This window comes from Variovorax sp. WS11, assembly GCF_010499245.1.
GTDB lineage: Bacteria > Pseudomonadota > Gammaproteobacteria > Burkholderiales > Burkholderiaceae_C > Variovorax.
On record NZ_JAAGOW010000001.1, the window covers coordinates 3,312,797 to 3,338,373 of the forward strand.

At 67.8% G+C, this 25,577-nt stretch carries 25 protein-coding genes and 1 pseudogene; 12 read left to right on the forward strand and 14 right to left on the reverse strand.

Going from position 1 to position 25,577, the window contains the following annotated elements; all coding sequences use genetic code 11:
• Positions 1-15: 15 nt before the first annotated feature.
• Positions 16-1,686: an acyl-CoA dehydrogenase family protein gene (locus GXN78_RS16435; protein ID WP_106559020.1), complete on the reverse strand. Its 1,671-nt coding sequence runs from the start codon at positions 1,684-1,686 to the stop codon at positions 16-18.
• A gap of 103 nt (positions 1,687-1,789) precedes the next feature.
• On the opposite strand from GXN78_RS16435, the gene GXN78_RS16440 reads away from it, so the two are divergent.
• A complete protein-coding gene (locus GXN78_RS16440; RefSeq protein WP_106559021.1) occupies positions 1,790-2,752 on the forward strand; it encodes a LysR family transcriptional regulator in 963 nt (320 codons plus the stop codon).
• On the opposite strand, the gene GXN78_RS16445 is transcribed toward GXN78_RS16440, so the two are convergent.
• From GXN78_RS16445 to GXN78_RS16470, 6 genes are all read right to left on the reverse strand, one after another.
• The gene (locus GXN78_RS16445; RefSeq protein WP_106559022.1) at positions 2,652-3,674 is read right to left on the reverse strand and encodes a serine/threonine protein kinase; all 1,023 of its coding nucleotides are present in this window, start codon (positions 3,672-3,674) and stop codon (positions 2,652-2,654) included. The two genes, GXN78_RS16440 and GXN78_RS16445, sit on opposite strands and share 101 nt — an antisense overlap.
• 13 nt (positions 3,675-3,687) lie before the next feature.
• Positions 3,688-4,797: a DUF2855 family protein gene (locus GXN78_RS16450; RefSeq protein WP_106559023.1), complete on the reverse strand. Its 1,110-nt coding sequence runs from the start codon at positions 4,795-4,797 to the stop codon at positions 3,688-3,690.
• 100 nt (positions 4,798-4,897) lie between these two features.
• On the reverse strand, positions 4,898-5,326 hold the full coding sequence (locus GXN78_RS16455) for an organic hydroperoxide resistance protein (protein WP_106559024.1): 429 nt from the start codon (positions 5,324-5,326) through the stop codon (positions 4,898-4,900).
• Between the two features lie 70 nt (positions 5,327-5,396).
• Positions 5,397-5,849, reverse strand: a complete 453-nt coding sequence (locus GXN78_RS16460; protein ID WP_106559025.1) for a MarR family transcriptional regulator — start codon at positions 5,847-5,849, stop codon at positions 5,397-5,399.
• Between the two features lie 109 nt (positions 5,850-5,958).
• Complete coding sequence (locus GXN78_RS16465; RefSeq protein ID WP_106559026.1) at positions 5,959-6,774, reverse strand: crotonase/enoyl-CoA hydratase family protein; 816 nt, start codon at positions 6,772-6,774, stop codon at positions 5,959-5,961.
• A gap of 12 nt (positions 6,775-6,786) precedes the next feature.
• The gene (locus GXN78_RS16470) at positions 6,787-7,635 is read right to left on the reverse strand and encodes a 3-hydroxybutyryl-CoA dehydrogenase (RefSeq protein ID WP_106559027.1); all 849 of its coding nucleotides are present in this window, start codon (positions 7,633-7,635) and stop codon (positions 6,787-6,789) included.
• Positions 7,636-7,760: 125 nt separating this feature from the next.
• On the opposite strand from GXN78_RS16470, the gene purT reads away from it, so the two are divergent.
• From purT to GXN78_RS16485, 3 genes are all read left to right on the forward strand, one after another.
• Positions 7,761-8,963, forward strand: a complete 1,203-nt coding sequence (gene purT, locus GXN78_RS16475) for a formate-dependent phosphoribosylglycinamide formyltransferase (protein WP_106559028.1) — start codon at positions 7,761-7,763, stop codon at positions 8,961-8,963.
• Between the two features lie 23 nt (positions 8,964-8,986).
• On the forward strand, positions 8,987-9,958 hold the full coding sequence (locus GXN78_RS16480; RefSeq protein ID WP_106559029.1) for an alpha/beta hydrolase: 972 nt from the start codon (positions 8,987-8,989) through the stop codon (positions 9,956-9,958).
• A 446-nt stretch (positions 9,959-10,404) separates the two neighbouring features.
• Entirely contained in the window at positions 10,405-11,325 is a 921-nt protein-coding gene (locus GXN78_RS16485) for a hypothetical protein (protein ID WP_106559030.1), read from the forward strand.
• 49 nt (positions 11,326-11,374) lie between these two features.
• Here the strand turns inward: GXN78_RS16485 and GXN78_RS16490 are convergent, their stop codons facing one another.
• The 4 genes and pseudogenes from GXN78_RS16490 to GXN78_RS16500 form a co-directional block, all read right to left on the reverse strand.
• Complete coding sequence (locus tag GXN78_RS16490) at positions 11,375-11,737, reverse strand: hypothetical protein (protein ID WP_146163116.1); 363 nt, start codon at positions 11,735-11,737, stop codon at positions 11,375-11,377.
• The gene (locus tag GXN78_RS41945) at positions 11,734-11,868 is read right to left on the reverse strand and encodes a hypothetical protein (protein ID WP_258187070.1); all 135 of its coding nucleotides are present in this window, start codon (positions 11,866-11,868) and stop codon (positions 11,734-11,736) included. Before GXN78_RS41945 ends, GXN78_RS16490 begins: the two co-directional genes overlap by 4 nt.
• Before the next feature lie 17 nt (positions 11,869-11,885).
• Positions 11,886-13,447, reverse strand: a protein-coding gene (locus GXN78_RS16495; protein WP_106561507.1) for an IS3 family transposase whose coding sequence is annotated in 2 segments (ribosomal slippage) — positions 11,886-13,009 and positions 13,009-13,447 — 1,563 coding nt in all. Because the reading frame shifts where the segments join, the coding sequence is not laid out codon by codon here.
• A gap of 79 nt (positions 13,448-13,526) precedes the next feature.
• Positions 13,527-14,642, reverse strand: a pseudogene (locus tag GXN78_RS16500) (glycerophosphodiester phosphodiesterase); the annotation flags it as partial.
• Between the two features lie 216 nt (positions 14,643-14,858).
• Between GXN78_RS16500 and GXN78_RS16505 the strand changes: the two are divergent.
• The 8 genes from GXN78_RS16505 to GXN78_RS16540 all read left to right on the forward strand — a co-directional run bounded on the left by GXN78_RS16505 (position 14,859) and on the right by GXN78_RS16540 (position 23,258).
• Entirely contained in the window at positions 14,859-15,656 is a 798-nt protein-coding gene (locus GXN78_RS16505; RefSeq protein WP_308812453.1) for an AraC family transcriptional regulator, read from the forward strand.
• A gap of 93 nt (positions 15,657-15,749) precedes the next feature.
• Positions 15,750-16,628 carry a branched-chain amino acid ABC transporter permease gene (locus GXN78_RS16510; RefSeq protein WP_106560569.1) on the forward strand — a complete coding sequence of 293 codons (879 nt, stop codon included), beginning with the start codon at positions 15,750-15,752 and terminating at the stop codon, positions 16,626-16,628.
• Positions 16,628-17,704, forward strand: a complete 1,077-nt coding sequence (locus GXN78_RS16515; RefSeq protein WP_106560570.1) for a branched-chain amino acid ABC transporter permease — start codon at positions 16,628-16,630, stop codon at positions 17,702-17,704. The genes GXN78_RS16510 and GXN78_RS16515 overlap by 1 nt, the downstream gene beginning before the upstream one ends.
• Complete coding sequence (locus GXN78_RS16520) at positions 17,701-18,519, forward strand: ABC transporter ATP-binding protein (RefSeq protein WP_106560571.1); 819 nt, start codon at positions 17,701-17,703, stop codon at positions 18,517-18,519. The genes GXN78_RS16515 and GXN78_RS16520 overlap by 4 nt, the downstream gene beginning before the upstream one ends.
• Positions 18,516-19,295 (forward strand): ABC transporter ATP-binding protein, encoded by a 780-nt coding sequence (locus GXN78_RS16525; RefSeq protein WP_106560572.1) that lies wholly within the window; start codon positions 18,516-18,518, stop codon positions 19,293-19,295. Before GXN78_RS16520 ends, GXN78_RS16525 begins: the two co-directional genes overlap by 4 nt.
• 5 nt (positions 19,296-19,300) lie before the next feature.
• Positions 19,301-21,157, forward strand: a complete 1,857-nt coding sequence (locus GXN78_RS16530) for an AMP-binding protein (RefSeq protein ID WP_106560595.1) — start codon at positions 19,301-19,303, stop codon at positions 21,155-21,157.
• A 26-nt stretch (positions 21,158-21,183) separates the two neighbouring features.
• On the forward strand, positions 21,184-22,356 hold the full coding sequence (locus GXN78_RS16535) for an ABC transporter substrate-binding protein (RefSeq protein WP_106560573.1): 1,173 nt from the start codon (positions 21,184-21,186) through the stop codon (positions 22,354-22,356).
• 74 nt (positions 22,357-22,430) lie between these two features.
• Positions 22,431-23,258: an HDOD domain-containing protein gene (locus GXN78_RS16540; RefSeq protein WP_106560574.1), complete on the forward strand. Its 828-nt coding sequence runs from the start codon at positions 22,431-22,433 to the stop codon at positions 23,256-23,258.
• A 21-nt stretch (positions 23,259-23,279) separates the two neighbouring features.
• Here the strand turns inward: GXN78_RS16540 and GXN78_RS16545 are convergent, their stop codons facing one another.
• Genes GXN78_RS16545 through GXN78_RS16555 form a run of 3 tightly spaced genes read right to left on the reverse strand, consistent with a single transcriptional unit; the run spans position 23,280 to position 25,577 of the window.
• On the reverse strand, positions 23,280-23,657 hold the full coding sequence (locus GXN78_RS16545; protein ID WP_106560575.1) for a VOC family protein: 378 nt from the start codon (positions 23,655-23,657) through the stop codon (positions 23,280-23,282).
• A gap of 22 nt (positions 23,658-23,679) precedes the next feature.
• Positions 23,680-25,137, reverse strand: a complete 1,458-nt coding sequence (locus tag GXN78_RS16550) for an SRPBCC family protein (protein ID WP_106560576.1) — start codon at positions 25,135-25,137, stop codon at positions 23,680-23,682.
• Complete coding sequence (locus tag GXN78_RS16555; RefSeq protein ID WP_106560577.1) at positions 25,137-25,577, reverse strand: SRPBCC family protein; 441 nt, start codon at positions 25,575-25,577, stop codon at positions 25,137-25,139. Before GXN78_RS16555 ends, GXN78_RS16550 begins: the two co-directional genes overlap by 1 nt.

Consider the following 25,577-nt stretch of genomic DNA (forward strand, 5'->3'; position numbering starts at 1 on the left):
TCTCCGTTGGGGTGTTCAGGATGCGGTGTTCCAGTCGGCCGGCACCGTGCCGGCCGAGAGCGGGTCGCGCGGCAGCACCCGGTGCAGCAGGACCGCCTGCGCCCAGCCGACGCGCTGCGCAGAGCCGGCGCGCGCGCCTTCCCACGCCATCGCGATCGCGCTGCTGCAGTGGTAGAGGGCGGAGGCGGCCTGGCGCGCCAGCACGGCGCCGCCTTCCTGCGCGGCCGTGTGGGCCAGCTCGGCGGCACGTGCGAGGGCATCGCGCAGAGCGGCGGCGAAGGCCGGTGCGATGCCGGCCTCGGCGAGCAGGGCGCCGAAGTGCGCCTGCAAGACCGGCAGCGAGTTCTCGCGCTGCACCGCGCGTATCACGTCGAGCGCCACGATGTTGCTGGTGCCTTCCCAGATCGAGCCCAGGTGCGCGTCGCGCACCAGCCGCGGATCGGCCCATTCCTCGATGTAGCCGCAGCCGCCCCGCACCTCCATCGCATCGCCCGTGACCTTGCGCGCATCGCGGCAGGCGCGGAACTTGATGAGCGGCGTGAGGATGCGCAGCAGCGGATAGGCGCTCGCGTCGCCGCCGTCGGAGCGTGCCAGCGCCAGCGCGGTCTGGAACACCATCGTGCGGGCCTGCTCGGCCGGCAGGCGCAGCTTCTGCAGCTGGCGCTGCATCAGCGGCATCTGGTCCAGGCGCTGCCCGAAGGCCCGGCGCCGGCTCGCGATGTACTCGGCCTCGGCCACCGCGCGGCGCATCAGGCCGGCGGCGCGCACGCCGTTGGACAGGCGCGAGTTGTTCACCATGTCGGCCATCTGCTGGAAGCCGCGGCCGGGCTCGCCCACCAGATGGGCGATGGCGCCTTCGAGCCGGATCTCGCCGCTGGCCATCGAACGCGTGCCCAGCTTGTCCTTGAGCCGGATGATGCGGTAGTGGTTGAGCGTGCCGTCGTCCAGCCGGCGCGGCAGCAGGAACAGCGACACGCCCTTCATGCCCGCGGGCGCGCCATCGGGGCGGGCCAGCACCATCGCGAAGTCGGCGTCGGGGTTGGAGCAGAACCACTTGTCGCCGCTGAGGCGCCATTGGCGGGCCTCGTCCTGCGAGGCGCGGGTGAGCGTGGCGGCGATGTCGGAGCCGGCCGCCTGCTCGGTCATGAACATCGCGCCCTGGGCCAGGGTGTCGAAATCCAGCGACTGGAAGCGCGGCAGGAAGCGCTCGACCAGCTCGGGGCTGCCAAACTTGCGCAGCGTGCGCGCCAGCGAATCGGTCATCGAGACCGGGCAGCACAGGCCGAACTCCGCCTGCACGAAGAGATAGGTCAGCACGTACTTGACCAGGGGCGGCATCTTGCCCTTCCAGCCCAGCGTCTCCTCGCGGTGCGACATCGCGGCCAGGCCGAATTCGCTGAGCGCGAGGCGCTCCATCTCGACGTAGGCGGGGTGCTTGACCACCTTCTGCTCGTCCAGCCCGGTGCGGCTGCGGTGCGAGAGCGTGGGCGGGTTGATGTCGGCGGTGTGCGCGAGCTCGTCGAGCGGGCCGCCGGCCAGCGTGCCCAGGCGCTCGAAGTGCGGCTGCATGTGGGCGAGCAGCGCGGGCGGCAGGTACAGCGGCAGCAGCTTCAGCAGCTCGGCGTCGGTGCTGTAGAGGTTCTGCCCGTGGCGGTCGGGGACTGGGTGTTCGGCGGCGCGGGTCATGGCGTGTCTCCTTGTTCGGCCGCATTGTTCGAGCCCCGACGATTCCTGTCTAATATTGATTGGGTCTGGATCGATCCGATCTGCCTATCGTTGGAGAAGGGCCATGGAGCTGCGCCACCTGCGCTATTTCGTCGTGCTGGCCGAGGAGCTGCATTTCGGCCGCGCGGCCCGGCGGCTGTCCATCTCGCAGCCGCCGCTGAGCGTGGCCATCCGGCAGCTGGAGGACGCTGTGGGCGCGCGGCTCTTCGAGCGCAACAGCAAGGAGGTGCGGCTGACGCCCGCGGGCGAGGCCCTGCAGGCTTCGTCGCGCCGCCTGCTGCGCCAGGCCGAGGAGGCCGCGCTGGAGGCGCGCGACGTCGCGCGCGGCGCGGCCGGGCGCCTGCGCATCGGCTTCGTCGGCGCCATGCTCTACCGCGGCCTGCCTCAGGCGCTCGCGAAATTCCAGGCCAGGCACCCGGCGGTGCGCATCACGCTCGCGGAGCTCAATTCAGGCGAGCAGATCGCCGAGCTGCTGCACGACCGCATGGACCTGGGCTTCGTCCACACCAGCCGCATGCCGGCCGAGCTGAGCCATGCGCTGCTGCTGTCGGAGCCCTTCGTCGCCTGCCTGCCGGCGGGGCACCGGCTGGCGCGGCGCCGCTCAGTGGCTTTGGCCAGCCTGCGCGAAGAGCCCTTCGTGCTGTTCTCGCGCAGCGCCTCGCCTGACTACCACGAGCGCATCCTCGCCATCTGCGCCGACGCCGGCTTCCGCCCCGAGGTGCGGCACGAGGTGCGCCACTGGCTGTCGGTGGTCTCGCTGGTGTCGCAGGGCATGGGCGTGGCGCTGGTGCCCAGCGCGCTCCGGCATGCGATGCTGCGCGGCGCGGTGTTCCGCCCCCTGGAAGACGACGTGGCGCACTCCGACGCCTACTGCGTGTGGCGCAACGGCCCGGAGAACCTGGTGGTGCAGAGCTTCGTCCAGCAGCTCACGCGTACAGCGGCTCCTCTGCCATCGCCTCGCACTGGTCCTGCAGCATCTGGATCTGCTCCTTCCAGTAGTCGCTCGAGCCGAACCAGGGGAAGTTGATCGGGAAGATCGGATCGCGCCAGCGCCGCGCGAGCCAGGCGCTGTAGTGGATCTGGCGCAGGGTGCGCAGCGGCTCGATCAGTGCCAGCTCGCGCCGGTCGAAGGGGCGGAACTGCTCGTAGCCCTCGAGCAGGCCGCTGAGTTGCGCGGTGCGCTGGGCACGATCGCCCGACAGCAGCATCCAGAGGTCCTGCACCGCGAAGCCGGTGCGGGTGTCGTCGAGGTCGACGAAGTGCGGGCCGCCGTCGGGGCGGTCGGTGGGTGTCCACAGGATGTTGCCGGGATGCACGTCGCCGTGCAGCCGCAGCTTCTGCAACTCGGTGTAAGTGTCTGCGCCCAGCGCCGTGAGAGCGATCATCTCGAAGGCCTCGCTGCAGGCCTTTTCCCAGTCGCGCTGCACGTCCAGCGGGATCATCTCGTGTTCGAGCAGCCAGTCGCGCGAGGCCAGGCCGAAGCTCTGCAGGTCGAGCGCCGGCCGTTCGACGAAGGGCCGCGCCGCGCCCACCGTGTGGATGCGCGCCAGGAAGCGGCCCACCCATTCGAGCACCTCGAAGTCGTCCAGCTCCGACTGGCGTCCGCCGCGGTAGGGGCTCACGCTGAAGGCAAAGCCGCCGTGGTGGTGCAGCGTCGCGCCCTCCAGCGCGAGCGGCGCGACCGCCGGCACCTCGGCTGCGGCCAGCTCGGTGGAGAAGCGGTGCTCCTCGGCGATCTGCGTATCGCTCCAGCGGCCCGGCCGGTAGAACTTGAGCACCACCGCGCGGCCGTCCTCCAGGTGGGCCTGATAGACGCGGTTCTCGTAGGAGTTCAGCGCCATCAGCCGGCCGTCGCCGTACAGGCCGAACCCGGCAAGCGCGTCCAGTACCACGTCGGGCGTGAGCGATTCGTAGGGATGGGCGCCGGCGGCTTTCTCTGCAGAAGTCATCCGCCCATTGTCGCTACCTGGACAGCGACAAGATATGTCCGATGCGCGGATCGCCCCGGCCCGACAGCACCTGCGCATAGGCGGCCTGCACCGCCTCGGCGCCATCGTGGTGCTCGGCCGTCAGCCAGGGCGTCGCGGGCCGCGCCACCTTCGCGAGGAAGCTTTGCCAGGCCTGCACCATGCGCTGGCCGAAGCCCTCGGCGCCCCATTCCTCGGTGCGCTTCTTGATCTGGGCCGGCGCGAAGAAGAAAGCGGCGCGCGGCCCCGGCAGTTCCTTGGCGGTGCCGGCGGGCGCGAGCTGCTCCACGTGCGTGCCGCCGATCACGCAGTCGTGGCGCAGCTGCGAAAAGCGCGTGTGGATCGCGCGCCGCAGTTCGCCGTTGCCGGCGAAATCCACGTACACGCAGGGCATATCGGTCGCGACCTGGTCGAGCTCCTCGTAGACCAGCACGCGGTGGTAGCAGCCCAGGCTCTGGCAGAAGGCCTTGTTGGCCGCCGAGGTCAGGCCGACCACCTCGATGCCGGGTCGCTGGTGCATCTGGAAGGCGGTGCCGTAGGCCGTCTTGCTCGAGGCGCTGGAGAGCAGGGCGATGCCCGGCCGCGCGCCGAAGAAGTTGTTGTCGTCGAAGAAGTCGTCGATCAGCCAGGAGGTGATGAAGAGCGGGCGCAGCAGGGCCTGCAGGTCTTCGGAGTCGGAGGTGTAGAGCGGGTCGCGCGTGCAGCGGAAGTACTGGTTGTAGACCGGCGGCAGCCCGGTCCGGTGCGGCGTGCCATCGGCGAAGCGCGCGGGCGAGAGCCGCTCGGGCGCCAGCACCACGCTGGAGGCCATGGGCACGTAGCCGTAGAGCCGCTCGCCCACCGCCACGCCTGGATGCAGCGACTGCACGACCGAGGCGAAGCCCCAGACCGGGATGCAGCCCCAGCCTTCCTCGCCGGTCGGGAAGAACTGCCAGTAGTTCATCGACTCGCCGAAGGCGGCGTAAGTGATGTTGTTGGACGTGAGCGCGAACTGGTCGATGCGCAGCCGGACCTGGCCCTCGGCCAGCGCCGCGTCTTCGGTCGTGCGCACACGGGTGGAAGAAAGATCGTCCTTGCGGATCAGCAGCTGGGTGGTGGTGCTCATGAAAAGCACCTTAGCGCGAAGCTGCGTCCGTTGCATGAAAAAAGCCCGGCGCGGCGTCACCTGGGTGACGCCGCGCCGGGCCGGGCGAGCTGAGCCGCTATCAGGCGATCGCGAGCTCGACCTCGATGTTGCCGCGGGTGGCGTTCGAGTACGGGCAGACCTGGTGGGCGGTTTCGACCAGCAGCTTCTTCTGCGCGTCGTCCAGGCCCGGCAGCGTGATCGCCAGCTTGACCGCGATCCCGTAGGCCTTGCCGCCGTCCGTCGGGCCGAGCGAGACGCTGGCGTCGACCGCGACGTCTTCCGGCACCTTGACGTTGATCTTCGGCGACACCGCCTTCATCGCGCCGATGAAGCAGGCCGAGTAGCCGACCGCGAACAGCTGCTCGGGGTTGGTGCCGGGCTTGCCGGAGCCGGGCGGGTTGAGCTTGACCTCCAGCGCGTTGTCGCTGGACTGGCCGGCGCCGCCGTCGCGGCCGCCGGTGGTGTGGGACTGGGCGGTGTAGAGGACCTTGTCGAGCTGCTTGACCATGATGATTCCTTCAGGTTGGTGGTTGCGGAAAAGATGCTTCGATGCCGAAGCGGGTGGGAACGGAAAAAACCTAGGCGGCCGCCTTCACGCGGTCCCGCAGTTGCTGGACCTGCTGCGTGAGCGCCACCAGCTCTTCGATCGAGCACTGGCTGGCGGCCATCAGGCAGGCCGGCACGGCAGCCGCGCGCGCCTTGAGTCGGCGCCCGGCGGCCGTGAGGCTGACGTGCACGCGGCGCTCGTCGGCCACGTCGCGGATGCGTGCCACCAGGCCATTGGCCTCGAGGCGCTTGAGGAGCGGCGTCAGCGTGCCCGAGTCGAGCGACAGGCGCTCGCCCAGCTCCGACACCATCAGGCCGTCACGCTCCCATAACACCAGCATCACAAGATACTGGGGGTAGGTGAGGTGGAGCTTGTCGAGCAGCGGCTTGTACAGCTTGGTCATGGCCAGCGAGGCGGAATAAACCGCGAAGCAGAGCTGGTTGTCGAGCTGGAGCATCTCGTCGGCGGTGGCTTTGGAGGGCATGAGGTGAATTGTAGTGTTCAATTAAGTTGTGTGCAAGTTAATTGTTTGATCTTGATCCCCGTTTGACCGCCCGGTACCCCCCAGCCCTCCCCCCCAGAGGGGGAGGGAGTCAGCGTCCGCTGAAGCGGGCAGGCCTTCTCTCGACGAACGAGCGCACCCCTTCCGCCGCATCCTCGCTGTTCGCCAGCCGCTGCTGCACCGGAATGAAATCCTCCACCGCCGCCAGGGGCCCCTGCTCGATGGCCTTCATCACATTGAGCCGCGTCGCCACCACCGCCAGCGGCGCCTGTGCGGCAATGCGCTGCGCCAGCGCCAAGGCTTCATCCAGCTCCTGCCCGGCCGGCACCACCCGCTGCACGAAGTTCAGGCGATAGGCCTCGGCGCTGTCGAATTCGTCCGCCGTCAGCAGATGCAGCATCGCATTGCCCAGCCCCGCGCGCTCGGCCATGCGCAGCGTGGCGCCGCCGGTGGCCATGATGCCGCGCTGCACCTCCATCTGCGAGAAGCGGCAGTTGTCCGCCGCCACCACGATGTCCGCGCCCAACATCAGCTCGATGCCCACCGTGAAGCAGATGCCCTTGACCGCCACCACCATCGGCTTCGTGCGGCGGCGGTAGTTCGGCAGCCCGAAGTCATGCGGCTCCACCAGGCCCTCGGGGGTCGCCTTCTCGCCGCGCTTCATGAATTCGGCCACCGCGGGCAGATCGAGGCCCGCCGTGAAGTGATCGCCGAAGGCATGCAGCACGCCGACGCGCAACGCGGCATCGTCGTCCAGCCGCGTGTAGGCCTCGGCCAGCTCGCGGAACATCTTCGGCGTCCAGCCGTTGCGCTTGGCGGGGCGGTTGATGCCGATCAGCAGCACATGGTCGAGCACCTGGGTGTCGATGCAGCCTTCGGGCGGGGGTGTGGTGGGGATGGCGGTCATGCAGCTCTCCCTTCAGTAGGTGTACACCCCGCGCCCGGTCTTGCGGCCCAACTGGCCGGCGGCCACCATCTCCTTCAGCAGCGGGCACGGCCGGTACTTGGAATCGCCGAACTGCTCCAGGTACACCTCCATCACCGCCAGGCACACATCGAGCCCGATCATGTCCGCCAGTGCCAGTGGGCCGATCGGCTGGTTGCAGCCCAGCTTCATGCCCGCATCGATGTCCTCGGCCGTGGCCAGCCCCTCGGCCAGCACGAAGAAGGCCTCGTTGATCATCGGCACCAGGATGCGGTTGACCACGAAGCCCGGCGCGTTCTTCACCGTGATCGGCGACTTGCCCAGCGCCACGGCCAGCGCCTTCACCGCGTCGTGCGTGGCGTCGCTGGTGAGGTAGCCGCGGATGATCTCCACCAGCGCCATCATCGGCACCGGGTTGAAGAAGTGCATGCCGATGAAGCGGTCCGGCCGCGAGGTGGCGGCGGCCAGCTGGGTGATCGAGATGGAGGAAGTGTTGGAGGCGATGATCGCCTCGGGGGCCAGCACGGCGTCGATCTGCTTGAGGATCTTCAGCTTGAGCTCGTGGTTCTCGGTCGCGGCCTCGATCACCAGCTGAGCGGCCTTCAGCTCCTCGTAGTTCGTCGATCCCTTGATCAGCGCCAGGGCCGCGTCCTTCTGCTCGGTGCTGAGCTTGTCTTTCTTGATCAACCGGTCGAGACTGCCGGCCACCGTGGCCAAGCCCTTGTCGACCGCGGCCTGCGCGATGTCGACCATGACGACGTTGACGCCCGCGACGGCGCAGGCCTGGGCGATGCCGTTGCCCATCGTTCCGGCTCCGATGATGCCGACGGTCTGGATAGCCATGTGAAATGCTCCTTGAACTGAAAGCTGCGATTGTGGAACAGCGCGCGCGGCGCACGTGTTGCCACCGGTGACAGTCGCGTTGATTTAAAGTGCCGGGCTTCCCCTTTTCACCGCGATCACCTCTCATGACCACCCTCGGCACGCCCCTGTCCCCCACCGCCACCCGCGTGATGCTGCTCGGCTCCGGCGAGCTCGGCAAGGAGGTGCTGATCGCGCTGCAGCGCCTGGGCGTGGAGACCATCGCCGTCGACCGCTACGACAACGCCCCCGGCCACCAGGTGGCGCACCACGCGCGCACCATCGCGATGAGCGACCCCGAGCAGCTCAAGGCGCTGATCGAGGCCGAGAAGCCCCAGCTGGTGGTGCCCGAGATCGAGGCCATCGCCACGCAAATGCTGCAGCAGCTGGAGGAGGCCGGCACGGTGCGCGTGATCCCGACCGCGCGCGCCGCCCGGCTCACCATGGATCGCGAAGGCATCCGCCGCCTCGCGGCCGAGACGCTGGGCCTGCCCACCAGCCCCTACAAGTTCTGCGACTCGCTGGCCGAGCTGCAGGCGGCGATCGACGGCGGCATCGGCTACCCCTGCATCGTCAAGCCGGTGATGAGCAGCTCCGGCAAGGGGCAGAGCAAGATCGATGGCCCGGCCGACGTGCAGAAAGCCTGGGACTACGCGATGGCCGGCGGCCGCGTGAGCCACGGCCGCGTGATCGTCGAGGGCTTCATCGATTTCGACTACGAGATCACGCTGCTGACCGTGCGCGCCCTCGCTGCCGACGCCACGGTGCAGACGCAGTTCTGCGAACCCATCGGCCACGTGCAGGTCAGCGGCGACTATGTCGAGAGCTGGCAGCCGCACCCGATGTCGCCCGCCGCATTGGAGAAAGCCCAGCGCATCGCCCAGGCCGTGACGGCCGACCTCGGCGGCCAGGGCCTGTTCGGGGTCGAGCTCTTCGTCAAGGGCGAGCAGGTCTGGTTCAGCGAAGTGAGCCCGCGGCCGCACGACACCGGCATGGTGACCATGACGACGCAATGGCAGAACGAGTTCGAGCTGCACGCCCGCGCCATCCTCGGCCTGCCGGTGGACACCACGCTCAAGAGCCCTGGCGCCAGCGCCGTGATCTATGGCGGCGCGGACGCCCGCGGCATCGTCTTCGAGGGTGTCGACCATGCGCTGCAGGTGCCCGGGAGCGAGTTGCGCCTGTTCGGCAAGCCCGAAAGCTTCGTCAAGCGGCGCATGGGCGTGGCCCTGGCGCGTGCCGGCGACATCGAGACCGCGCGCCGCAACGCCAAGGAAGCCGCCTCGCGCGTCAAGCCGCGCGCTGCCTGAAATCCCGCCAAAGGAGTCCCGCCATGCTGCACCCTCAGGCCCAGGCCTTCATCGATCTGCTCATCGAGCGGAAGGTGCCGCCCACCCACACGCTGACGCCGGCCGATGCGCGCAAGTTCTACCGCGAGCGCCGCGCGGTCACGCAGCCCGAGCCGGGCGAGGTGGCCGAAGTGCGCGAGCTGACTGCGCCGGGCCCGCATGGCGCGATCCCCTTGCGCTACTACCGGCCGCTCGGCAGCGCGAACGATGCCGTGTTGCCGGTGCTGGTCTATTACCACGGCGGCGGCTGGACCATCGGCGACCTCGACACGCACGACACTCTGTGCCGCGAGCTCTGCAATCTCTCGGGCTGTGCGCTGGTGGCGGTCGATTACCGCATGGGGCCGGAGCACCGCTTCCCCGCCGCGGTGGACGATGCGCTGGTCGCGACCTACTGGGTGCGCGAGCATGCCGACTCGCTCGGCGTCGACGCCGCCCGCCTCGCGATCGGCGGCGATAGCGCCGGCGGCAACCTCGCGGCCGTGGTCGCGATCGCGGCGCGCGATGCCGGCAACCTGCCCCTCGCCTTCCAGCTCTTGATCTATCCCGCCACCGACATGCGCCGCGGGCACCCTTCGCACACCACCAATGGCCAGGGCTATGTGCTGACCAGCGACAGCATCCGCTACTTCCACGATCACTACATCGCCGATCCGCAGCACGACCTCGACTGGCGCGCCTCGCCGCTGCTGCACCCCGACCTGTCGCGCCTGCCGCCGGCCCTGGTGCTGACGGCCGGCTACGACCCCTTGCGCGACGAAGGGCTGGACTATGCGCGCGCCCTGACCGCCGTCGGCAACCGTGCGGTCTACGTCTGCTTCGAGCGGCAGATCCACGGCTTCATCACCATGGGCCGGCTGATCGATGAGGCGAATGCGGCGGTGTCGATGTGTGCGGCAGAGTTGCGGCGCGCGCTTGTGGGGATGCGTCCCGCTTTTGGGCCTTCTTCGCGTTGAGCGATCGACCGACTGCTGGGCGCGGCGGACCAGTGTCCGGTTGAGCATCGCTTTGGTAGGAAGGCCTCAGACCGCGGCGCGATCTGGTGGTGCAGGCAACGGGTGGATCTTGGCGGGATGGAACGATCTGCGTGGCTGTGCCACTCATCAAAGTTCTCGCGGGACTGCGGAACGCTTTTACATTCAACTCTGCAGTAATACACAAATGAAGTTCGCATCGTATCTATGGACGCACGCGCGTGAGCTGGACGTTGTCACGGTGGTCCCTGCTCAATTGACAGGGCGCGTCGACTGGAAGAAGGACCTCGAGGCTGAGTTGAAAGCACAGGATGACATGCCCTCCGTGCTCGACCAGCTGATCAAGGAATACATCAAGAGTGATGTCCCCGAAAGCTTAAGGCTAGAGCTGAGTAGTCGCTTGGTCTGCGAATGCATGAAGCATAGAAATGGCCGCGACGCCGGACCAGTTCCAGTACTACATGCCGTTCCTCTGTAGCCAGAAGCCATTCGTAGAGCTGGACCTGAGTTGCTGTCGTATTGGCGTATCCAACTTCAACAAACTTGTCGACGCGCTCTCCAAAAAGCAGCCTCCTTTGATGGCGCTGTCTCTGAGCTGCTGCGGGCTTGGGGCCAACTTGGATTACAACAAAGGCGTGCACATCGAGATTCTTCCAGTGGCTGAGATGGGCGATCTTCGGGAGTTAGATCTCAGCGGGAACGAGCTTCGGGTCAAAACAACGGTGGTGTTGCTCGCCAAGCTGCGGGAAAAGAAAAGTCGCTTGCAGTCCCTGAATTTGAGTGCAAATCCAACCGGACCCGAGAAGTTGGTCGCGTTGGCGGCACTGCTGAAGGATAGCGAGACCCTCCTGAGGGTTTCGTTCGAACCTACGAAAATTCAAGATTACACACGCTACAACGATGGGGTGCTGACGGCACTGACCGAAGCAGTTGAACACAACAAGTATTTGCAGCAGCTCGATATTCGTCAGACTCACTTCCCCGATCCCTACCACGAACGCATGATCAAAGCTCTTGATCGCAATAGAAAGCTTCTCATCGCTGCCGCCATGAGAAGTGGCATGTACGCGGTCGTGGTGAATAGACACGACCTTCGACTCCCGTACGAACTTGCCGATGTGGTCTTCGATCAGGGGCTGACGCCACATGACGCCCTTAGCTTGTCAGTGGTCAACAAGCAAGCTTGGAACATGCGCGAAAGGCTCTCGAATGAGTCCCTGGCAATGATTGATATGAAAGCCAGGCGGAACAGTCTATTGCCACCAACAGCGCGAGCGTGTAGCAGACAACTGAGGGAAGCGAACGGCGCGTTGGGGGCCGATTCATTCGCCGGGGCCGCGATGCTTTGAACCTTTGCCTCGGATCACGCAAGACCGGGGTGGAGGGCGACCGAGCAACTCAGCCCACTGCTCTCCAAGTGAGCCATCCGACTGCCGCAGCGCAGGCCAGCGCGACGAAAAGTCCCAGCGTGTAGCTGGGTCCTTCGGGCGCTGTTGGCCTCGCGGCGGCGGGCTGGCGTGCCGCGGTCGGCATCGCCGCCGCTTTGGCGAAGGGGTTGAAGACGGCACCGCCGAGGCTCGACGCCTGGGCGGCCGTCGCTGTCGCATCACCGCCCGGCGACGGGACCGCGTCGCTCGGCACTTGCCCGATGGCCTGCGGCGAGCCGGGCAGCCCGCCCTCGGCCCAGGCCGGTTGCGCCAGCGCCCCGGCCGCCAGCAGGACGCCCAGCAACCGGACGATGCGCCCCGCGCCGATCATCAATCGTTGTTCCTCTCGCAGCGCCGCGCATTGACCAGGCAGCGCGCATAGTCCGAATCGTGCTTGAGCAGAAACATCGCACGCGCCGCGACCGCCGTGTCCGCGAAGTCGCTGAACAGCCCGGCGCGCGTCAAGGTAGTAGTCGCCTGGTTTATGCAGCCAGCGGCTGTATATCTAATGCTCGCGAATGGGTCTGAACAATCGAGTCGCGTTCGGGGTTGAGCGTCACGGCGCCGATGGGCGACCAGTTGCGAGTGCGGCCAGACCAGCGAGCCGGGTTGATCTCACGAGCGCGGGTGTACAGCGCGTGGCGAGCGGCCAGGATGGCGTGGTCGTCGCCGGCATGACGTTGGGCCGGGCTGACGTAGCGAATGCCGCTGTGGCGATGGTCATGGTTGTACCAACGCACGAAGCCGGCTGCCCAGGTGCGTGCCTGCTCGAGATCAGCGAAGCCCTTGGACGGGAATTCCGGACGGTACTTGGCCGTGCGGAACAGCGCCTCGGCGTAGGCGTTGTCATCGCTCACGCGGGGTCGCGAGTACGACGGCTTCACGCCCAACCATTTGAGCATCGCCAGCACCGTGGTGGCCTTGAGCGTCGAGCCGTTGTCGCCATGCAGCACGGGCTTGGAGTCGAGTGTCGCGATGCTCTCGGCCAGCGCCGTGCGACGCACCAGATGCGCGGCATGGTCGGAGTCATCCGTGTCATGCACCTCCGAACCCACGATCTTGCGGCTGTACAGATCCAGAATCAGGTACAGGTGGAACCAACGCCCGATCACGGTGGCCGGCAGGTAGGTCATGTCCCAGCACCAGACCTCGCGTGGTGCCGTGGCGATGTGCGTGGTGGGCGGGCGCGAGGCCTTGGGCGCCTTGGCGCGGCCACGGCGGGTATTCTGCCCGTGCGCACGCAGCACGCGGCTGAAGCTGGACTCGCTGGCCAGGTAGATGCCCTCGTCGGCCAGCATGGGCACGATACGCGCCGGCGGCACTGCGGCGAAGCGCGGCTCGTTGGCCACGCCAAGCAGCTGCGCACGCTCGGCAACGCTCAAGGCATGGCTTGGCACGGGGCGCACGGCCTGCGGCCTGCCATCGCCCGTCACGAGGCCCTCACCGATCTTCCAGCGCTGCAGGGTGCGCAACTCGATACCTGCGGTCGCGCAAGCCGTGCGCAGCCGCGCACCGGCGGCATGGGCAACGTCGATGTCTCGGGCCAGCGCCTGGCGATCTTCGAGGCCGATCATTCGTCCTCGCCTTTGTTGAAGATCGCCGCGACTTTTTTTGAAAGTACCAGCAGCGCCGCCGTCTCGGCCAGGGCCCGGTCCTTGCGCAGCAGGTCTCGTTCGAGCTCCTTGATGCGCTTCCTGTCTTGTCGCGTGGCCTGCGGGCTGGCCCGTGCTTCCTCGGGTTCGGCCAGCGCTGCCGTAGCGCTGGCGTGCCACTTGTCCAACTCTCCGGGGTAGACCCCGTGCTCGCGGCACCAAGCGCTCTTGCCGGCCTCGTCCATCGCCGCCGTGGTGATCACCGCCTCAAGCCGCGCGCGCGCAGTCCAGGCCCGCCCTCGGGCGGGCCTGGACTGCGCCTCCTCGCGCCAGCGCTCCAGCGTTCCCGCTCCAATGCCAACTTCCCGCGCAACCACTTCTACCGCTGCGCACTCCGGCGGCAGCAACCGTGCCACCGCCCTGTCCTTGAATGCTTGTCCATATCGAGCCACTACTGTCCTTCATCGCCGCCCCCAGGTTCTTGGTTCTATCGAGGCGACAACTATTGTGACGCGGGGGGAGCCCATCCACGCCGGCCTCGTAGAACGCGAGGTACTCGTTGACCGCGTTGCCCTCGAAGCTGCCCGTCAGCCGCTTCTGCTCGCTGCGGAAGGTGTAGGGGTGCACCAGCAGCCCCAGCTTGTGCGCGTTGGCGATCACCTTCGTCGGCGGCAGCAGCACGCGGTCGCGCTCGTCGACCACGCCGTCGCCCGTCACGTCCACGCAGGCGCCGTTCTGCACCGACTTGCAGGCGCTGGGGATCAGGTACGGCTTCCAGGGGCCGATGCCGTCCGCATAGCCCTTCACCTCTTGCAGGCCGCGCGGCGTCAGCAGATCCGCGAACAGGCCGTCGCGGTTCGACACCACCCAGTCGTAGGGCTTGTCATAGGGCTTGCTGAAGTCGAGCGAGCCGTCGGGCTTGACGTCGTTGGCGTCCACCAGCTGGATCAGGCGCACGCTGGTCTTGGTGCGCAGGTAGCGCAGGTTGGCCGTCTCGAAAGACTGGATGAAGACCGGCGCGTTGCGATGGTTCCAGCCGGCTGCGCTCAACACGCGCAGCAGCCGGTCTTCCAGCGGCAGGCCGATGCTCTGGTGGTAGGTCGGGTGCTTGGTCTCGGGATAGATGCCGATGCGGCGGTCTTCCTCGCGCGACTTGCGCTTGGCGAGCTCGATCACCTCGACCAGCGTCGGGATCTGGAACTTGCCGTTGAAGGACTGGTCGCGCTCCGGAAAGGACTGGACGGCGCGCAGCTGCTTGATCTCGGCCAGCGTGAAGTCGCTGGCAAAGAAGCCTTCGGTGGCAACGCCGTCGAGCATCACCGTCTTCCGGCGGTCGGCGAACTGCGGCAGGCTCTTGACGTTCGTGGTGTCGATCAGGTTGGGCTCGTGGCGCGCGATCAGGTGGCCGTCCTTGGTGGCGACCAGGTCGGGCTCGATGTAGTCGGCACCCAGCTCGATGCCGAGGGCATAGGCTTCCAGCGTGTGCTCGGGCAGGTAGCCGTTGGCGCCGCCGCGGTGGCCGATCACCAGCGGTGCGTTGTCGGCGCGGCGGCGGGCGCCCTCGTCGTGCGCGGCGGCAGGCGCGGCGGCCGTCAGCAGCAGACCCAGGGCCAGCAGGGCGGAACAGAGGCTCTTCGGGCGATTCATAAAAAGGTTCTCCTCGTGATGTGGCGGATGGACGGTATGCGGGCTTCGTGACAACTGAGTGAAGCGAGGCCCGCCCGGCTCCGCTGCGGCGTGGGTGGGCGCGCGGGCTAGGGGAAACCCCCTGCGTTGCCGCACGCGTAAGGCCCGCACGCGTCGCTACGATGGTTCGGCGCGATGCCGGCCCGGCCCCGCGCCCGGCAAAGAAGGAAGCGCATCGTGGCAACCCGGCAATCGAAGACAGCGCTGCGCGGCAGCGACGGGCGGCTGATGTGGCTCGGCCCCACGCGCGTGTTCTACGCCGGCCTGTTGGGCGCCACTTCGCACCGCAGCCTGGGCGGCCACGGGATCTATGTCTCCCCCACCGGCGGACCGCTGCGCATGCGCGTGGCTGGCGGGGCGTGGCAGAGCGGCGAGTCGCTGGTGGTGCCGGCCCGCGTGTCGCACCAGGTGGCGACCGAGCACCCGCTGGTCCTCAACCTTCTGCTCGAATCGGAGTCGGTCGACCCGGCGCGCTTGCCGTCGTTCCTGCGCCACTGCGGGCCGGTCGAAGCACCCGCCTTCGCGCAGCGCGTCCGCGACGGGCATGTGCAGCTGCTCGCGCTCGCGAGCCGTGCAGGCCCGGCGGGCTTCCCCGATTTCGACGAACTCTTCTTTGGTGCTGCGCTGCCACCGCCCCTGTTGGACGCCCGCATCCGCGAGGTGATCGATCGCATCAACGCCGACCCCGCCGCGCCCAGCCCGGCCGACGAATGCGCCGCCGCGGTCGGCCTGTCCTTCTCGCGCTTCCTCCATCTGTTCAAGCAGCAAACCGGCGTCACCTTCCGCGCCTTCCGCGCCTGGAAGCGCGCGCGCAGCCTGCTCTACCACGTGGACCAGGCGGCCAGCCTCACCGACATCGCGCTCGACACCGGCTACCCCGACTCCACCCATTTCAGCCACTCGATCCGCCAGGTCTACGGCCTGCGCCCCAGCGACATCCTCGCCGGCTCGCGCCGCCTCGCGGTCCATCGCTGAGGCGCGGCCCGGCGCCGCCCCGGCATGCGGGACAACCCTCTGCGCCGCGGGGCGGGCGGCCGATATAAACCGCCAATCCCATCCGAGGCCCCGTTGCTTCAAATCCTCCAACTCCTGCTCTCAGGCATTGCGCAAGGCTGCATCTACGGCCTGATCGCGCTGGGGTTCGTGCTGATCTACAAGGCCACCGAGACGGTGAGCTTCGCCCAGGGCGAGCTGATGATGCTGGGCGCTTTCTGCGCCTTCGCGGGCATGTCGATGGTGGGGCTGCCCTTCTGGCTGGCGGCGCTGCTGGCCATCCTGGCAATGGCCGCCTTCGGCGTGCTGCTCGAACTGGTGGTGATCCGGCCCATCCTGGGCCAGCCGCAGTTCTCGATCGTGATGCTGACCATCGGCATCGGCTACGTGGCGCGCGGGCTGATCACCATGATCCCCGGCATCGGCACCGACACGCACTCGCTCGCCGTGCCCTACAAGGACGAGATCTGGAAGCTCGGCGCGCTGGTGGTCAACGTGGAGCAGGCGGTGATCATCGTCGCCACCGCCATCCTGTGCGGGCTGCTCTACGCGATGTTCCGCTACAGCAAGCTGGGCATCGCGATGCAGGCCTCTTCGCAGAACCAGCTGGCGGCCTACTACATGGGCATCCCGGTCAAGCGGCTCAATGGGCTGGTGTGGGGGCTGGCGGCCGCGGTGGCAGCCATCGCGGGCATGCTGCTCGCGCCCATCACCTTCGTGCACGCCAACATGGGCTTCATCGGGCTCAAGGCCTTCCCGGCGGCGGTGGTGGGCGGCTTCGGCAGCCTGCCGGGCGCGATCGTCGGCGGGCTGGTGATCGGCATCGTCGAATCTTTCGCGGGCTTCTACCTGCCCGACGGCTTCAAGGACACGGCGCCCTACATCGTGGTGCTGGTGATGCTGATGGTGAAGCCCAACGGCCTGTTCGGCGAGAAGCTGCGGAAGAAAGTCTGATGCGCTACATCTTCAAGACCAGCTACGCGCAGGACATCGCCCTGGCCAAGCACGGCGGCCACGTGTTCTGGTATGGCCTGCTGGTCGCGCTGCTGATCGCCGCGCCCTGGCTGCTGCCCGAGTACTGGCTGGCGCAGCTGACCTTCGTGCTGATCTACGGCATCGTCGGCCTGGGGCTGATGCTGCTGGCCGGCTTCACCGGGCAATTCTCGATCGGGCATGCGGCCTTCCTGGGCACCGGCGCCTACACGCAGGCGGTGCTGGCCAACGCGGGCGTGCCCTTTCCCCTCGCGCTGGCGGCGGCAGCGGCGCTGTCGGCCGCGGTCGGCGTGGTGGTGGGGCTGCCGGCGCTGCGGGTGAAGGGCATCTACCTGGGCATCGCGACCCTGGCCTTCGGCTTCATCGTGGAGGAGGTCTTCGCGCGCTGGGAGCGCGTGACCGGCGGCAACTCCGGGCTGCACGTGAAGTCGCCCAAGCTCTTCGGGCTGGACATCAGCTCGGGCGAGAGCTTCTACATCGTGTGCCTGCTGGTCGCGGTGCTGTGCACCTTCGCGATCCTCAACCTGTTGCGCTCGCCCACCGGCCGCGCCTTCGTTGCGATTCGCGACTCGGAGATCTCGGCGCAAAGCATGGGCATCCACCTCGCGCGCTACAAGACCATGTCCTTCGCCATCTCGGCCGCGCTGGCGGGGCTGGGCGGGGCGCTCTATGCGCACAAGCTCAGCTTCATCTCGCCGGACCAGTTCAACATCCTGCAGTCCATCGACTTGCTGCTGATGGTGGTGATCGGCGGGCTGGGCTCGGTGCACGGCGCCTTCCTGGGCGCGATCTTCCTGATCGCGATGCCTCAGCTCATCTCGCTGGGCAAGGACTGGCTGCCGCCGGTGATCGGCCAGGCGCCGGGGCTGCAGGGGCTGGTCTACGGGCTGGTGCTGATCGGCTTCGTGCTCTTCGAGCCGCTGGGGCTGTACGGGCGCTGGCTCAAGGTGCGCACCTACCTGCAGCTCTTTCCGTTCTACCGCAAGGGGCTGTTCAAGCGGCAGAAGGCCTTCACCAAGTCGGATCGCTTGAGATGAGCTCCGATGTGCTCCTCTCAGCCAAGGACCTGAGCGTGCGCTTCGGCGGCGTGCTCGCGGTCAACAAGGTGAGCTTCGAAGTGCGGCGCGGCGAGGTGTTCACGCTGATCGGGCCCAACGGCGCCGGCAAGACGACGGTCTTCAACCTGATCAGCCGCATCTACACGCCGACCACGGGCGAGATCCTGTGGCATGGCGAGGGTGGCGCGCCGATCGTGCTGACCGAGCATGCGCCGCACGAGATCGCCGCGCTGGGCATCGCGCGGACCTTCCAGAACATCGAGCTCTTCGAGCATGCCACGGTGCTGCACAACCTGCTGATCGGCCGCCACACGCACCGCCGCACCGGTTTCTGGAGCGAGGTCTTCTTCACCCCCGGCACGCGGCGCGCCGAGATCGAGGCGCGCGAGAAGGCCGAACGGGTGATCGAATTGCTGGACCTGCAGCACCACCGCGACGCGATGGTGGCGGGCCTGCCCTACGGCGTGCGCAAGGTGGTGGAGCTGGCGCGGGCGCTATGCACCGAGCCGAAGCTGCTGCTGCTCGACGAGCCTTCGTCCGGCCTCAACGTCGAGGAGACGGCCGACATGGCCTTCTGGATCCAGGACATCCAGCAGGAGCTCGGCATCTCGGTGCTGATGGTGGAGCACGACATGTCGTTGGTGTCCAAGGTGTCGGACCGGGTGCTGGCGATGAACATGGGGGAGGCGCTGGCTTCGGGGTCTCCTCGTGAGGTGCAGTCGGATGTGCGCGTGGTCGAGGCGTATCTGGGGACGGTGGATGACTTGAGCAGTTTGAGGCGGGGGGCGTCATGAGCGACGACAACACCGTCCTCCAGTTGCTCAATGTCGAAAGCGCCTACGGCCCCATCAAGGCCATCCGCGGCGTCAGCCTCAAGGTGCGCCAGGGCGAGATCGCCACCGTGCTCGGCTCCAACGGCGCCGGCAAGACCACCATCCTCAAGACCATCTCCGGCATCATCGATCCGCGCAAGGGCAGCATCGAATTCGAGGGGCGCAACATCACGGCCCAGGACCCGGCCCACATCGTCCAGCAGGGCCTTTGCCACGTGCCCGAGGGCCGCGAGGTGTTCCCGCTGTTGTCGGTGCGGGACAACCTGCTGATGGGCGCCTACACCCGCAGCGACCGCGACGGCGTGGCGCGCGACATCGAAACCGTCTACAGCTACTTCCCCATCCTGCGCGAGCGCGCCACGCAGCACGCCGGCCTGCTCTCCGGCGGCCAGCAGCAGATGCTCGCCATTTCGCGCGCCATCATGGCCGCGCCCAAGCTGATCCTGCTCGACGAGCCCAGCCTCGGCCTCTCGCCCAAGCTCACGCGCGAGATCTTCGAGATCGTCGTGCGCATCAACCGCGAGCGCGGCACCACCATCCTGCTGGTCGAGCAGAACGCCAACATGGCCCTCAACGCGGCCGACTACGGCTACGTCCTGGAGAACGGCCGCATCGTGATGGAAGACACCTGCGAGCGCCTGCGCGAGAAGGAGGACATCAAGGAGTTCTACCTCGGCCTCAAGGACGAGGGCGTGCGCGGCGAGCGGCGCTGGAAGAAAAAGAAGACCTGGAGGTGAAGGCCATGCAGGGACTCTGGGACACCGCCCACATCCAGCCGTGCAACGACATCGTCGTGCCCGGCGACACCATCCCCGCCGTCTTCTGGAACGCCGTCGCCGCGCGCGGTGACGGCGTCTGGATGCGGCAGAAGGAATTCGGCATCTGGCGCAGCTGGAGCTGGCGCCAGACCGCCGAGGCGGTGCGCGAGATCGCCGGCGGCCTGATGGCGCTCGGCTTCGCGCCCGGCGAGTGCGCCTCCATCCTCGCCAACACGGTGGTCGAATGGGTGCTGGCCGACCTCGCCGTGCTCAGCTGCGGCGGCGTGGCCAACGGCATCTACCCGACCGATGCCGCCTCCCAGGTGCACTACCTCTGCGAGGACTCGCGCAGCACCGTGCTCTTCGTCGAGGACGACGAGCAGCTCGACAAGGCGCTGGAGGTGCGCGCCCGGCTGCCGTTGCTGCGCAAGGTGATCGTGTTCGACATGGAGGGCCTGCGCGATCTGGACGACCCCGGCGTCATCAGCCTGGAGGCCCTGCGCGCCCTCGGCCGCGAGCACCTGCAGGCCCACCCGCAGGAGCTCGAGCGGCGCATCGCCGCCTGCCGCCCCGAGCAGCTCGCGATCCTGGTCTACACCTCGGGCACCACCGGCAAGCCGAAGGGCGCCATGCACTGCCACCGTGGCCTGGTCCACACCGTGCGTGGCTACAACACGCTGGTCGCGCAGGACGAGCGCGACGAGCGCATGTGCTTCCTGCCCCTGTGCCACATCGCCGAGCGCCTGGGCGGCGAGTACTTCGCGATGTACACCGGCGCCATCCTCAACTTCGTCGAGAACCCCGAGACCGTGCCCGAGAACGTGCGCGAGATCGCGCCCACCGTCTTCACCGCCGTGCCGCGCGTCTGGGAGAAGTTCTACTCGGGCGTGATGATCGCCCTGAAGGAGGCCAGCGGCCTGCAGCAGGCCGCCTACGGCTGGAGCATCGGCGTCGGCAGCGCCATTGCGGAGCGCGTGCTGGCGGGCCGGCCGGTGGGCGCTGCATTGCGCTTCAAGTTCCGGCTGGCGCGCTGGCTGGCGCTGGACAACGTGCGCAAGCTGATCGGCATCCACCGCTCGCGCTTCCTGGTCACCGGCGCGGCGCCGATCTCGCCCGAGCTGGTCAAGTGGTATCTGGCGCTGGGCGTGCCCATGCTCGAGGTCTGGGGCATGACCGAGACCTGCGGCGCCGCCACCGGCGTGCCGGCCGGGCGCATCAAGCCCGGCTCCATCGGCCCGGCCGCGGGCTACAACGAGGTGCGCATCGATGCGGCCACCGGCGAGATCCTGGTGCGCGGCGCCAACGTCTTCATGGGCTACCTCAACCTGCCGGAGAAGACCGCCGAGGCGATCGATGCCGAGGGCTGGCTGCACACCGGCGACGTCGGCAGCATGGACGAGGACGGGTATTTCCGCATTACCGACCGGATGAAGGACATCATCATCACGGCAGGCGGCAAGAACATCACGCCCAGCGAGCTGGAGAACGAGCTCAAGTTCAGCCCCTACATCACCGACGCCGTGGTGATCGGCGATGCCAGGCCCTACCTGACGGTGATCGTCATGATCGACCAGGAGAACGTCGAGAAATTCGCGCAGGACCACGACGTGCCCTTCAGCAACTACCAGAGCCTCACGCGCGCACAGGAAGTGCAGGGCCTGATCCAGGGCGAGATCGACCGCGTCAACGCGAAGTTCGCCCGCGTCGAGCAGATCAAGAAGTTCTTCCTGCTCGAGACCCAGCTGAGCGCCGAGGACGAGGAGCTCACCCCCACCATGAAGCTCAAGCGCAAGCTCGTGCAGACGAAGTACTCCGAACGCATCGACGCCATGTACGCCTAGTTTTTTGCAACCGAGGAGACCACGCTATGAAGATCCAGGCTCTGATCCCGCTGGCCGCGATGGCCGGTCTTGCACTGAGTTCCGGCGTGGCCGGCGCGCAGTCGCAAGGCGTTACCAAGGACGAGATCCGCATCGGCACCATCCAGGATTTATCCGGCCCGCTGGCCGGCTATGGCAAGCAGTCGCGCAACGGCATGCAGCTGCGGGTGGACGAGCTCAACGAGCAGGGCAACGTCAACGGCCGCAAGCTCAAGCTCTTCGTGGAGGATTCGGGCTACGACCCGAAGAAGGCGGTGCTGGCGGCGCAGAAGCTGGTCAACCAGGACAAGATCTTCATCATGGCCGGCCACCTCGGCACTGCCCAGAACATGGCGGCCATGCCGGTGCAGTTCGAGAAGAACGTGGTCAATTTCCTGCCCATCACTGCGGCGCGCGAGATGTACGAGCCGCACCACAGGCTCAAGTACTCCTTTGCCGCCACCTACTTCGACCAGATGCGGCTGACCTTGCCCAAGCTGGTCAAGGACAAGGGTGCCAAGAAGGTGTGCACCATCTACCAGGACGACGAGTTCGGCCTCGAGGTGGAGCGCGGCGCCGAGGCCGGGCTCAAGACCCTGGGCATGGAGGTGGTCGAGAAGACCTCGTACAAGCGCGGCGCCACCGACTTCTCCTCACAGGTCGCGAAGATGAAGGCCGCCAACTGCGACCTGGTGGTGCTGGGCACCATCATCCGCGAGACCATCGGCACCGTGGGCGAGGCGCGCAAGACCGGCTTCAACCCGACCTTCCTCGGCTCCAGCGCGGCCTACACCGACCTCATCCACAAGCTGGGCGGCAAGGCCATGGACGGCATCTACGCCACCCACACGGCGCAGCATCCGTACCTGGACGAGGCCTCTCAGCCGATGCGGTTCTGGGCCAACAAGTACAAGACCAAGTTCAACGAGGACCCGACGGTGTTCTCGGTCTACGGCTACACCATCATCGACGCCTTCATCAAGGCCGCGCAGAAGGCCGGGCCCAACCTCACGACCGACAGCTTCGTCAAGTCGATGGACACGATGACCTTCGAGCCCGACATGTTCGGCGCGCCGAAGAGCACCTATACCGCCACCAAGCGGCTGGGCAACGATTTGTCGCGGCTGTCGCAGATCGTGGATGGGAAGTGGAAGGTGATGTCGGATTACGTGGCGCCTTGAGGGGGGCCGCGGCGGGGCGCCCCTGCGGTGTAGGAGAATGGAGGCCCCCGAAAGAATTAATCCCAGCACCGAGCATGACCGCAGCAAGCCTGGACGAGCTGTTTGCCGAGAACCATTCGCTGCCCTCGGTCCCGAAGGTGGTTCGTGACCTGATCGAGGTCCTGAGCAACGACAACGCGACGCTGTCGCAAGTGGCCCGCAAGATCGACGTCGACCAAGTGCTGACGGCCAAGATGCTGCGCCTGGCCAATTCGCCGTTCTACGGCGTGCGCCGGAAGATCTCCACGATGGAGGAGGCGATCCGGATGCTCGGCCTGTCGGCGATCCGGACCCTGGTGATCAGCTCCAACCTCACGGGGACCTTCAAGAAGGTCCCGCACGTGGACCTGCCGGGCTTCTGGCGCCACAGCCTGCGCGTCGCCTCCGCCGCCCGGCACCTGGCCGCCGAGTCCCGCGCCGTCGATCCGAACCTCGCCTTCACCGTGGGCAGCATGCATGCGATCGGCCACCTGATCATGTGCATCGTCATGCCCGAGGAGATGGGGCCGCTCAATGCCTCCTGCCCGATCGACACCGTGAAGCGGCTGGGCGCGGAAGAGCAGGCCCTCGGCTATCACTTCGGCGACGTCAGCGCCCGGCTGGCTTCGCGCTGGAATTTCTCCGACGAGTTCGTCACCGCGCTGGGCGGCTTCGCGCGGCCCCTGAGCGTGCAGCCCTTCGATCCCTTGTCCGGCATCGTGCACCTGGCGGTGTGGCGGGTGGCGGTGGACCGCCAGGAAGACCCGGAAGGCCCGGGCTGGCCTGGTGAGGTGGTCGATGCCCTGGGGCTTTCGCGCGAGAAGCTGCAGCAGATGCCGACGCCGGCCGAGTTGGCGGCGGATCTCGAGCTGATGATTGCCTGAAACCAGGCGCCAGTGCTGCCGCTAAGGCTGCTCGCTCGCATCGAAGTCCAGCTCCACCTTCGCCCCATTCGGGTCATGGCAGAACAGCTGCCAGGTCCCCGCGCCGGCCTGCTGCCGCAGCTCGTACTTCGTGCCGCTCTCGTCGAAGCGCGCCCTCACCGCCCGCAGGTCGCGCGCCGTGAAGGCCATGTGGTCGATCACGCCCGTGCGCTGCGCCGGCACGGGGCGGCCGAAGTAGAGGTGCACCAGCGCCTGCGATCCCTCGCCGTAGAGCCAGGCGCCGGCGAAGCCGAGGTCGGGCCGGGGGCCGACCCGCAGCCCGAGCAGGCCGGTGTAGAAGTCCAGCGTCTTCTTCTCGTCCTCCGCGGTCACGGTGAAGTGGTTCATGCCGACGATCATGGAATGGCTCCTTCCGGGTTGTTCAGGGCAGCAGCACCAGCGCGCCGAGGGTGGCGCGCGATTCGAGCCGCGCGTGCGCCTGCGCCGCGGCTTCGAGCGAATGGCGTTCGATCGGCGGCAGCCTGATGCTGCCGTCGGCCAGTGCATCCCACACCCGCTGCGCCCGCTCGGCCAGCTGCGACTGGGTCGCCACGTAGTCGAACACCACCGGCCGCGAGAAGCTCAGCGACTTGGCGACCAGCGCATCGGGTGGCAGCGGCGCCAGCGGGCCGCTGGCCTGGCCCAGGCTGATCCAGTGGCCGCGGCGGGCCAGGGCCGCCAGGTTCTCGTCGCGGGCCGCATCGCCGAGCCCGTCGATCAGCACATCGGCGCCGCCGCAGGCGCGCTGCACGGCATCGGCGAAGCGGTAGTCGCGCGTCACGATCACATGCTCGCAGCCATGCTCGCGCGCGACGCGGGCCTTCTCCTCGCTGGACACCGTGCCCAGCACCGTCGCGCCCAGCCGGCGCGCCCAGGCGCACACCAGCAGGCCCACGCCGCCGGCCGCCGCATGCACCAGCAGCCGCGTGCCGCGCTGCACGCGGCCCAGGTCGCGCAACAGGTAATCGGCGGTGATGCCCTTGAGCAGCAGCGCGGCCACCTCATCCTCGATGGCCGCGGGCAGCCGCACCACCCATTCGGCCGGTACGCAGCGCACGCCGCAGTAGGCGCCGGGCAGCGGGCCCAGGTACGCCACACGATCGCCCGGCAGCAGCCCGCCCACCTCCGGCCCGACATCGAGCACGCTGCCCGCGGCCTCCATGCCCGGCACCAGCGGCAGGGCCGAGGGAATCCAGCCGCGCCGCAGGTAGATGTCGATGAAGTTGACGCCGATGGCGCGCTGCCGGATGCGCACCTCCCCCGCGCGCGGCGCCGGGGCCTCGCCCTCCTGCGCTCGCAGCATCTCGGGCCCACCATGGCGCTCGACCACCACGCGGCGCGTGGGCAGGGGCAGGGCGGCGGGCATCGCCTCGGCCGTGCCGCTCGCGCGCAGGTCGCTGCCCTGGCGCAGGTAGCGTCGCAGGTTCTCGAAGCCCGCCTCGTACACCCCCTGCGCCACCATGTCGCGCAGCTCGCGCTCCCGGCCGGGCGGCGTGGCAAAGCTCGATTCCCAATGCCAGAAGGTGCGGTTGCCGTCGGTCACCGGCTTCAGCGTGACGGTGGCCACGTAGCGCTGCAGCGGCACCGTCGCCTCGACGATGCAGTAGGTGCTCCTGTGCTCGCGGTCCGACAGCGTCAGCAACTGCTCGCGGATGCGGTTGCCGTCCCGCAGCGTGAAGCTGCGCACGCAGCCCACCTGGTCGCTGCGTTCGCCGCCCTCGATGCGGCTGGCCTCCACCACCTCGTGCCACTGGTCGTGGCTGTTGAAGTCGCGCAGCACCGCCCAGACGCGCTCGATCGGCGCGTCGATGATGGTCGAGCGGACGACGCGCTGCAGCATCAGCGGTGGCCGAAATGGCGCTTCAGCGCATCGAAACCGCCCTGGAAAACCCCCTGGCCGATCGTCTCGGCTAGCTCGCGCTCGCGCCCCTCCTCGCACTCGAACTCCGCGCTCCACTCCGCGAAGCAGCGCGCCCCGTCCGTCACCGGCGTGAGCTTGAGCGTGGCGATGTAGTTCGCCACCCCCATCGGGCTCTCCAGGATCTCGTAGCTGCAGCTGTATTCGTAGTCCGACAGCGCCAGCAGCCGCTCGCGGATGGTGCCGCCGTCCTTCGTGTGGAACTGGCGGATGCAGCCCACGCGGTCCGCCGGCTGCCCGTTCTCGATGCGGCTGTCCGCGATCGACGGGTGCCATTGCGGCATGCCGTTGAAGTCGCGGATGCGCGACCACACGGTGTCGGCGCTGGCATCGATGACGCTGGAGACATAAACCTGCACCAT

Bases quoted from the DNA above. Each gene is read 5' to 3' on its own strand.
- GXN78_RS16435 (WP_106559020.1), bottom strand. From the start codon at position 1,686: ATGACCCGCGCCGCCGAACACCCAGTCCCCGACCGCCACGGGCAGAAC.
- GXN78_RS16440 (WP_106559021.1), top strand. From the start codon at position 1,790: ATGGAGCTGCGCCACCTGCGCTATTTCGTCGTGCTGGCCGAGGAGCTG.
- GXN78_RS16445 (WP_106559022.1), bottom strand. From the start codon at position 3,674: ATGACTTCTGCAGAGAAAGCCGCCGGCGCCCATCCCTACGAATCGCTC.
- GXN78_RS16450 (WP_106559023.1), bottom strand. From the start codon at position 4,797: ATGAGCACCACCACCCAGCTGCTGATCCGCAAGGACGATCTTTCTTCC.
- GXN78_RS16455 (WP_106559024.1), bottom strand. From the start codon at position 5,326: ATGGTCAAGCAGCTCGACAAGGTCCTCTACACCGCCCAGTCCCACACC.
- GXN78_RS16460 (WP_106559025.1), bottom strand. From the start codon at position 5,849: ATGCCCTCCAAAGCCACCGCCGACGAGATGCTCCAGCTCGACAACCAG.
- GXN78_RS16465 (WP_106559026.1), bottom strand. From the start codon at position 6,774: ATGACCGCCATCCCCACCACACCCCCGCCCGAAGGCTGCATCGACACC.
- GXN78_RS16470 (WP_106559027.1), bottom strand. From the start codon at position 7,635: ATGGCTATCCAGACCGTCGGCATCATCGGAGCCGGAACGATGGGCAAC.
- purT (WP_106559028.1), top strand. From the start codon at position 7,761: ATGACCACCCTCGGCACGCCCCTGTCCCCCACCGCCACCCGCGTGATG.
- GXN78_RS16480 (WP_106559029.1), top strand. From the start codon at position 8,987: ATGCTGCACCCTCAGGCCCAGGCCTTCATCGATCTGCTCATCGAGCGG.
- GXN78_RS16485 (WP_106559030.1), top strand. From the start codon at position 10,405: ATGGCCGCGACGCCGGACCAGTTCCAGTACTACATGCCGTTCCTCTGT.
- GXN78_RS16515 (WP_106560570.1), top strand. From the start codon at position 16,628: ATGCGCTACATCTTCAAGACCAGCTACGCGCAGGACATCGCCCTGGCC.
- GXN78_RS16520 (WP_106560571.1), top strand. From the start codon at position 17,701: ATGAGCTCCGATGTGCTCCTCTCAGCCAAGGACCTGAGCGTGCGCTTC.
- GXN78_RS16525 (WP_106560572.1), top strand. From the start codon at position 18,516: ATGAGCGACGACAACACCGTCCTCCAGTTGCTCAATGTCGAAAGCGCC.
- GXN78_RS16530 (WP_106560595.1), top strand. From the start codon at position 19,301: ATGCAGGGACTCTGGGACACCGCCCACATCCAGCCGTGCAACGACATC.
- GXN78_RS16535 (WP_106560573.1), top strand. From the start codon at position 21,184: ATGAAGATCCAGGCTCTGATCCCGCTGGCCGCGATGGCCGGTCTTGCA.
- GXN78_RS16540 (WP_106560574.1), top strand. From the start codon at position 22,431: ATGACCGCAGCAAGCCTGGACGAGCTGTTTGCCGAGAACCATTCGCTG.
- GXN78_RS16545 (WP_106560575.1), bottom strand. From the start codon at position 23,657: ATGATCGTCGGCATGAACCACTTCACCGTGACCGCGGAGGACGAGAAG.
- GXN78_RS16550 (WP_106560576.1), bottom strand. From the start codon at position 25,137: ATGCTGCAGCGCGTCGTCCGCTCGACCATCATCGACGCGCCGATCGAG.
- GXN78_RS16555 (WP_106560577.1), bottom strand. From the start codon at position 25,577: ATGGTGCAGGTTTATGTCTCCAGCGTCATCGATGCCAGCGCCGACACC.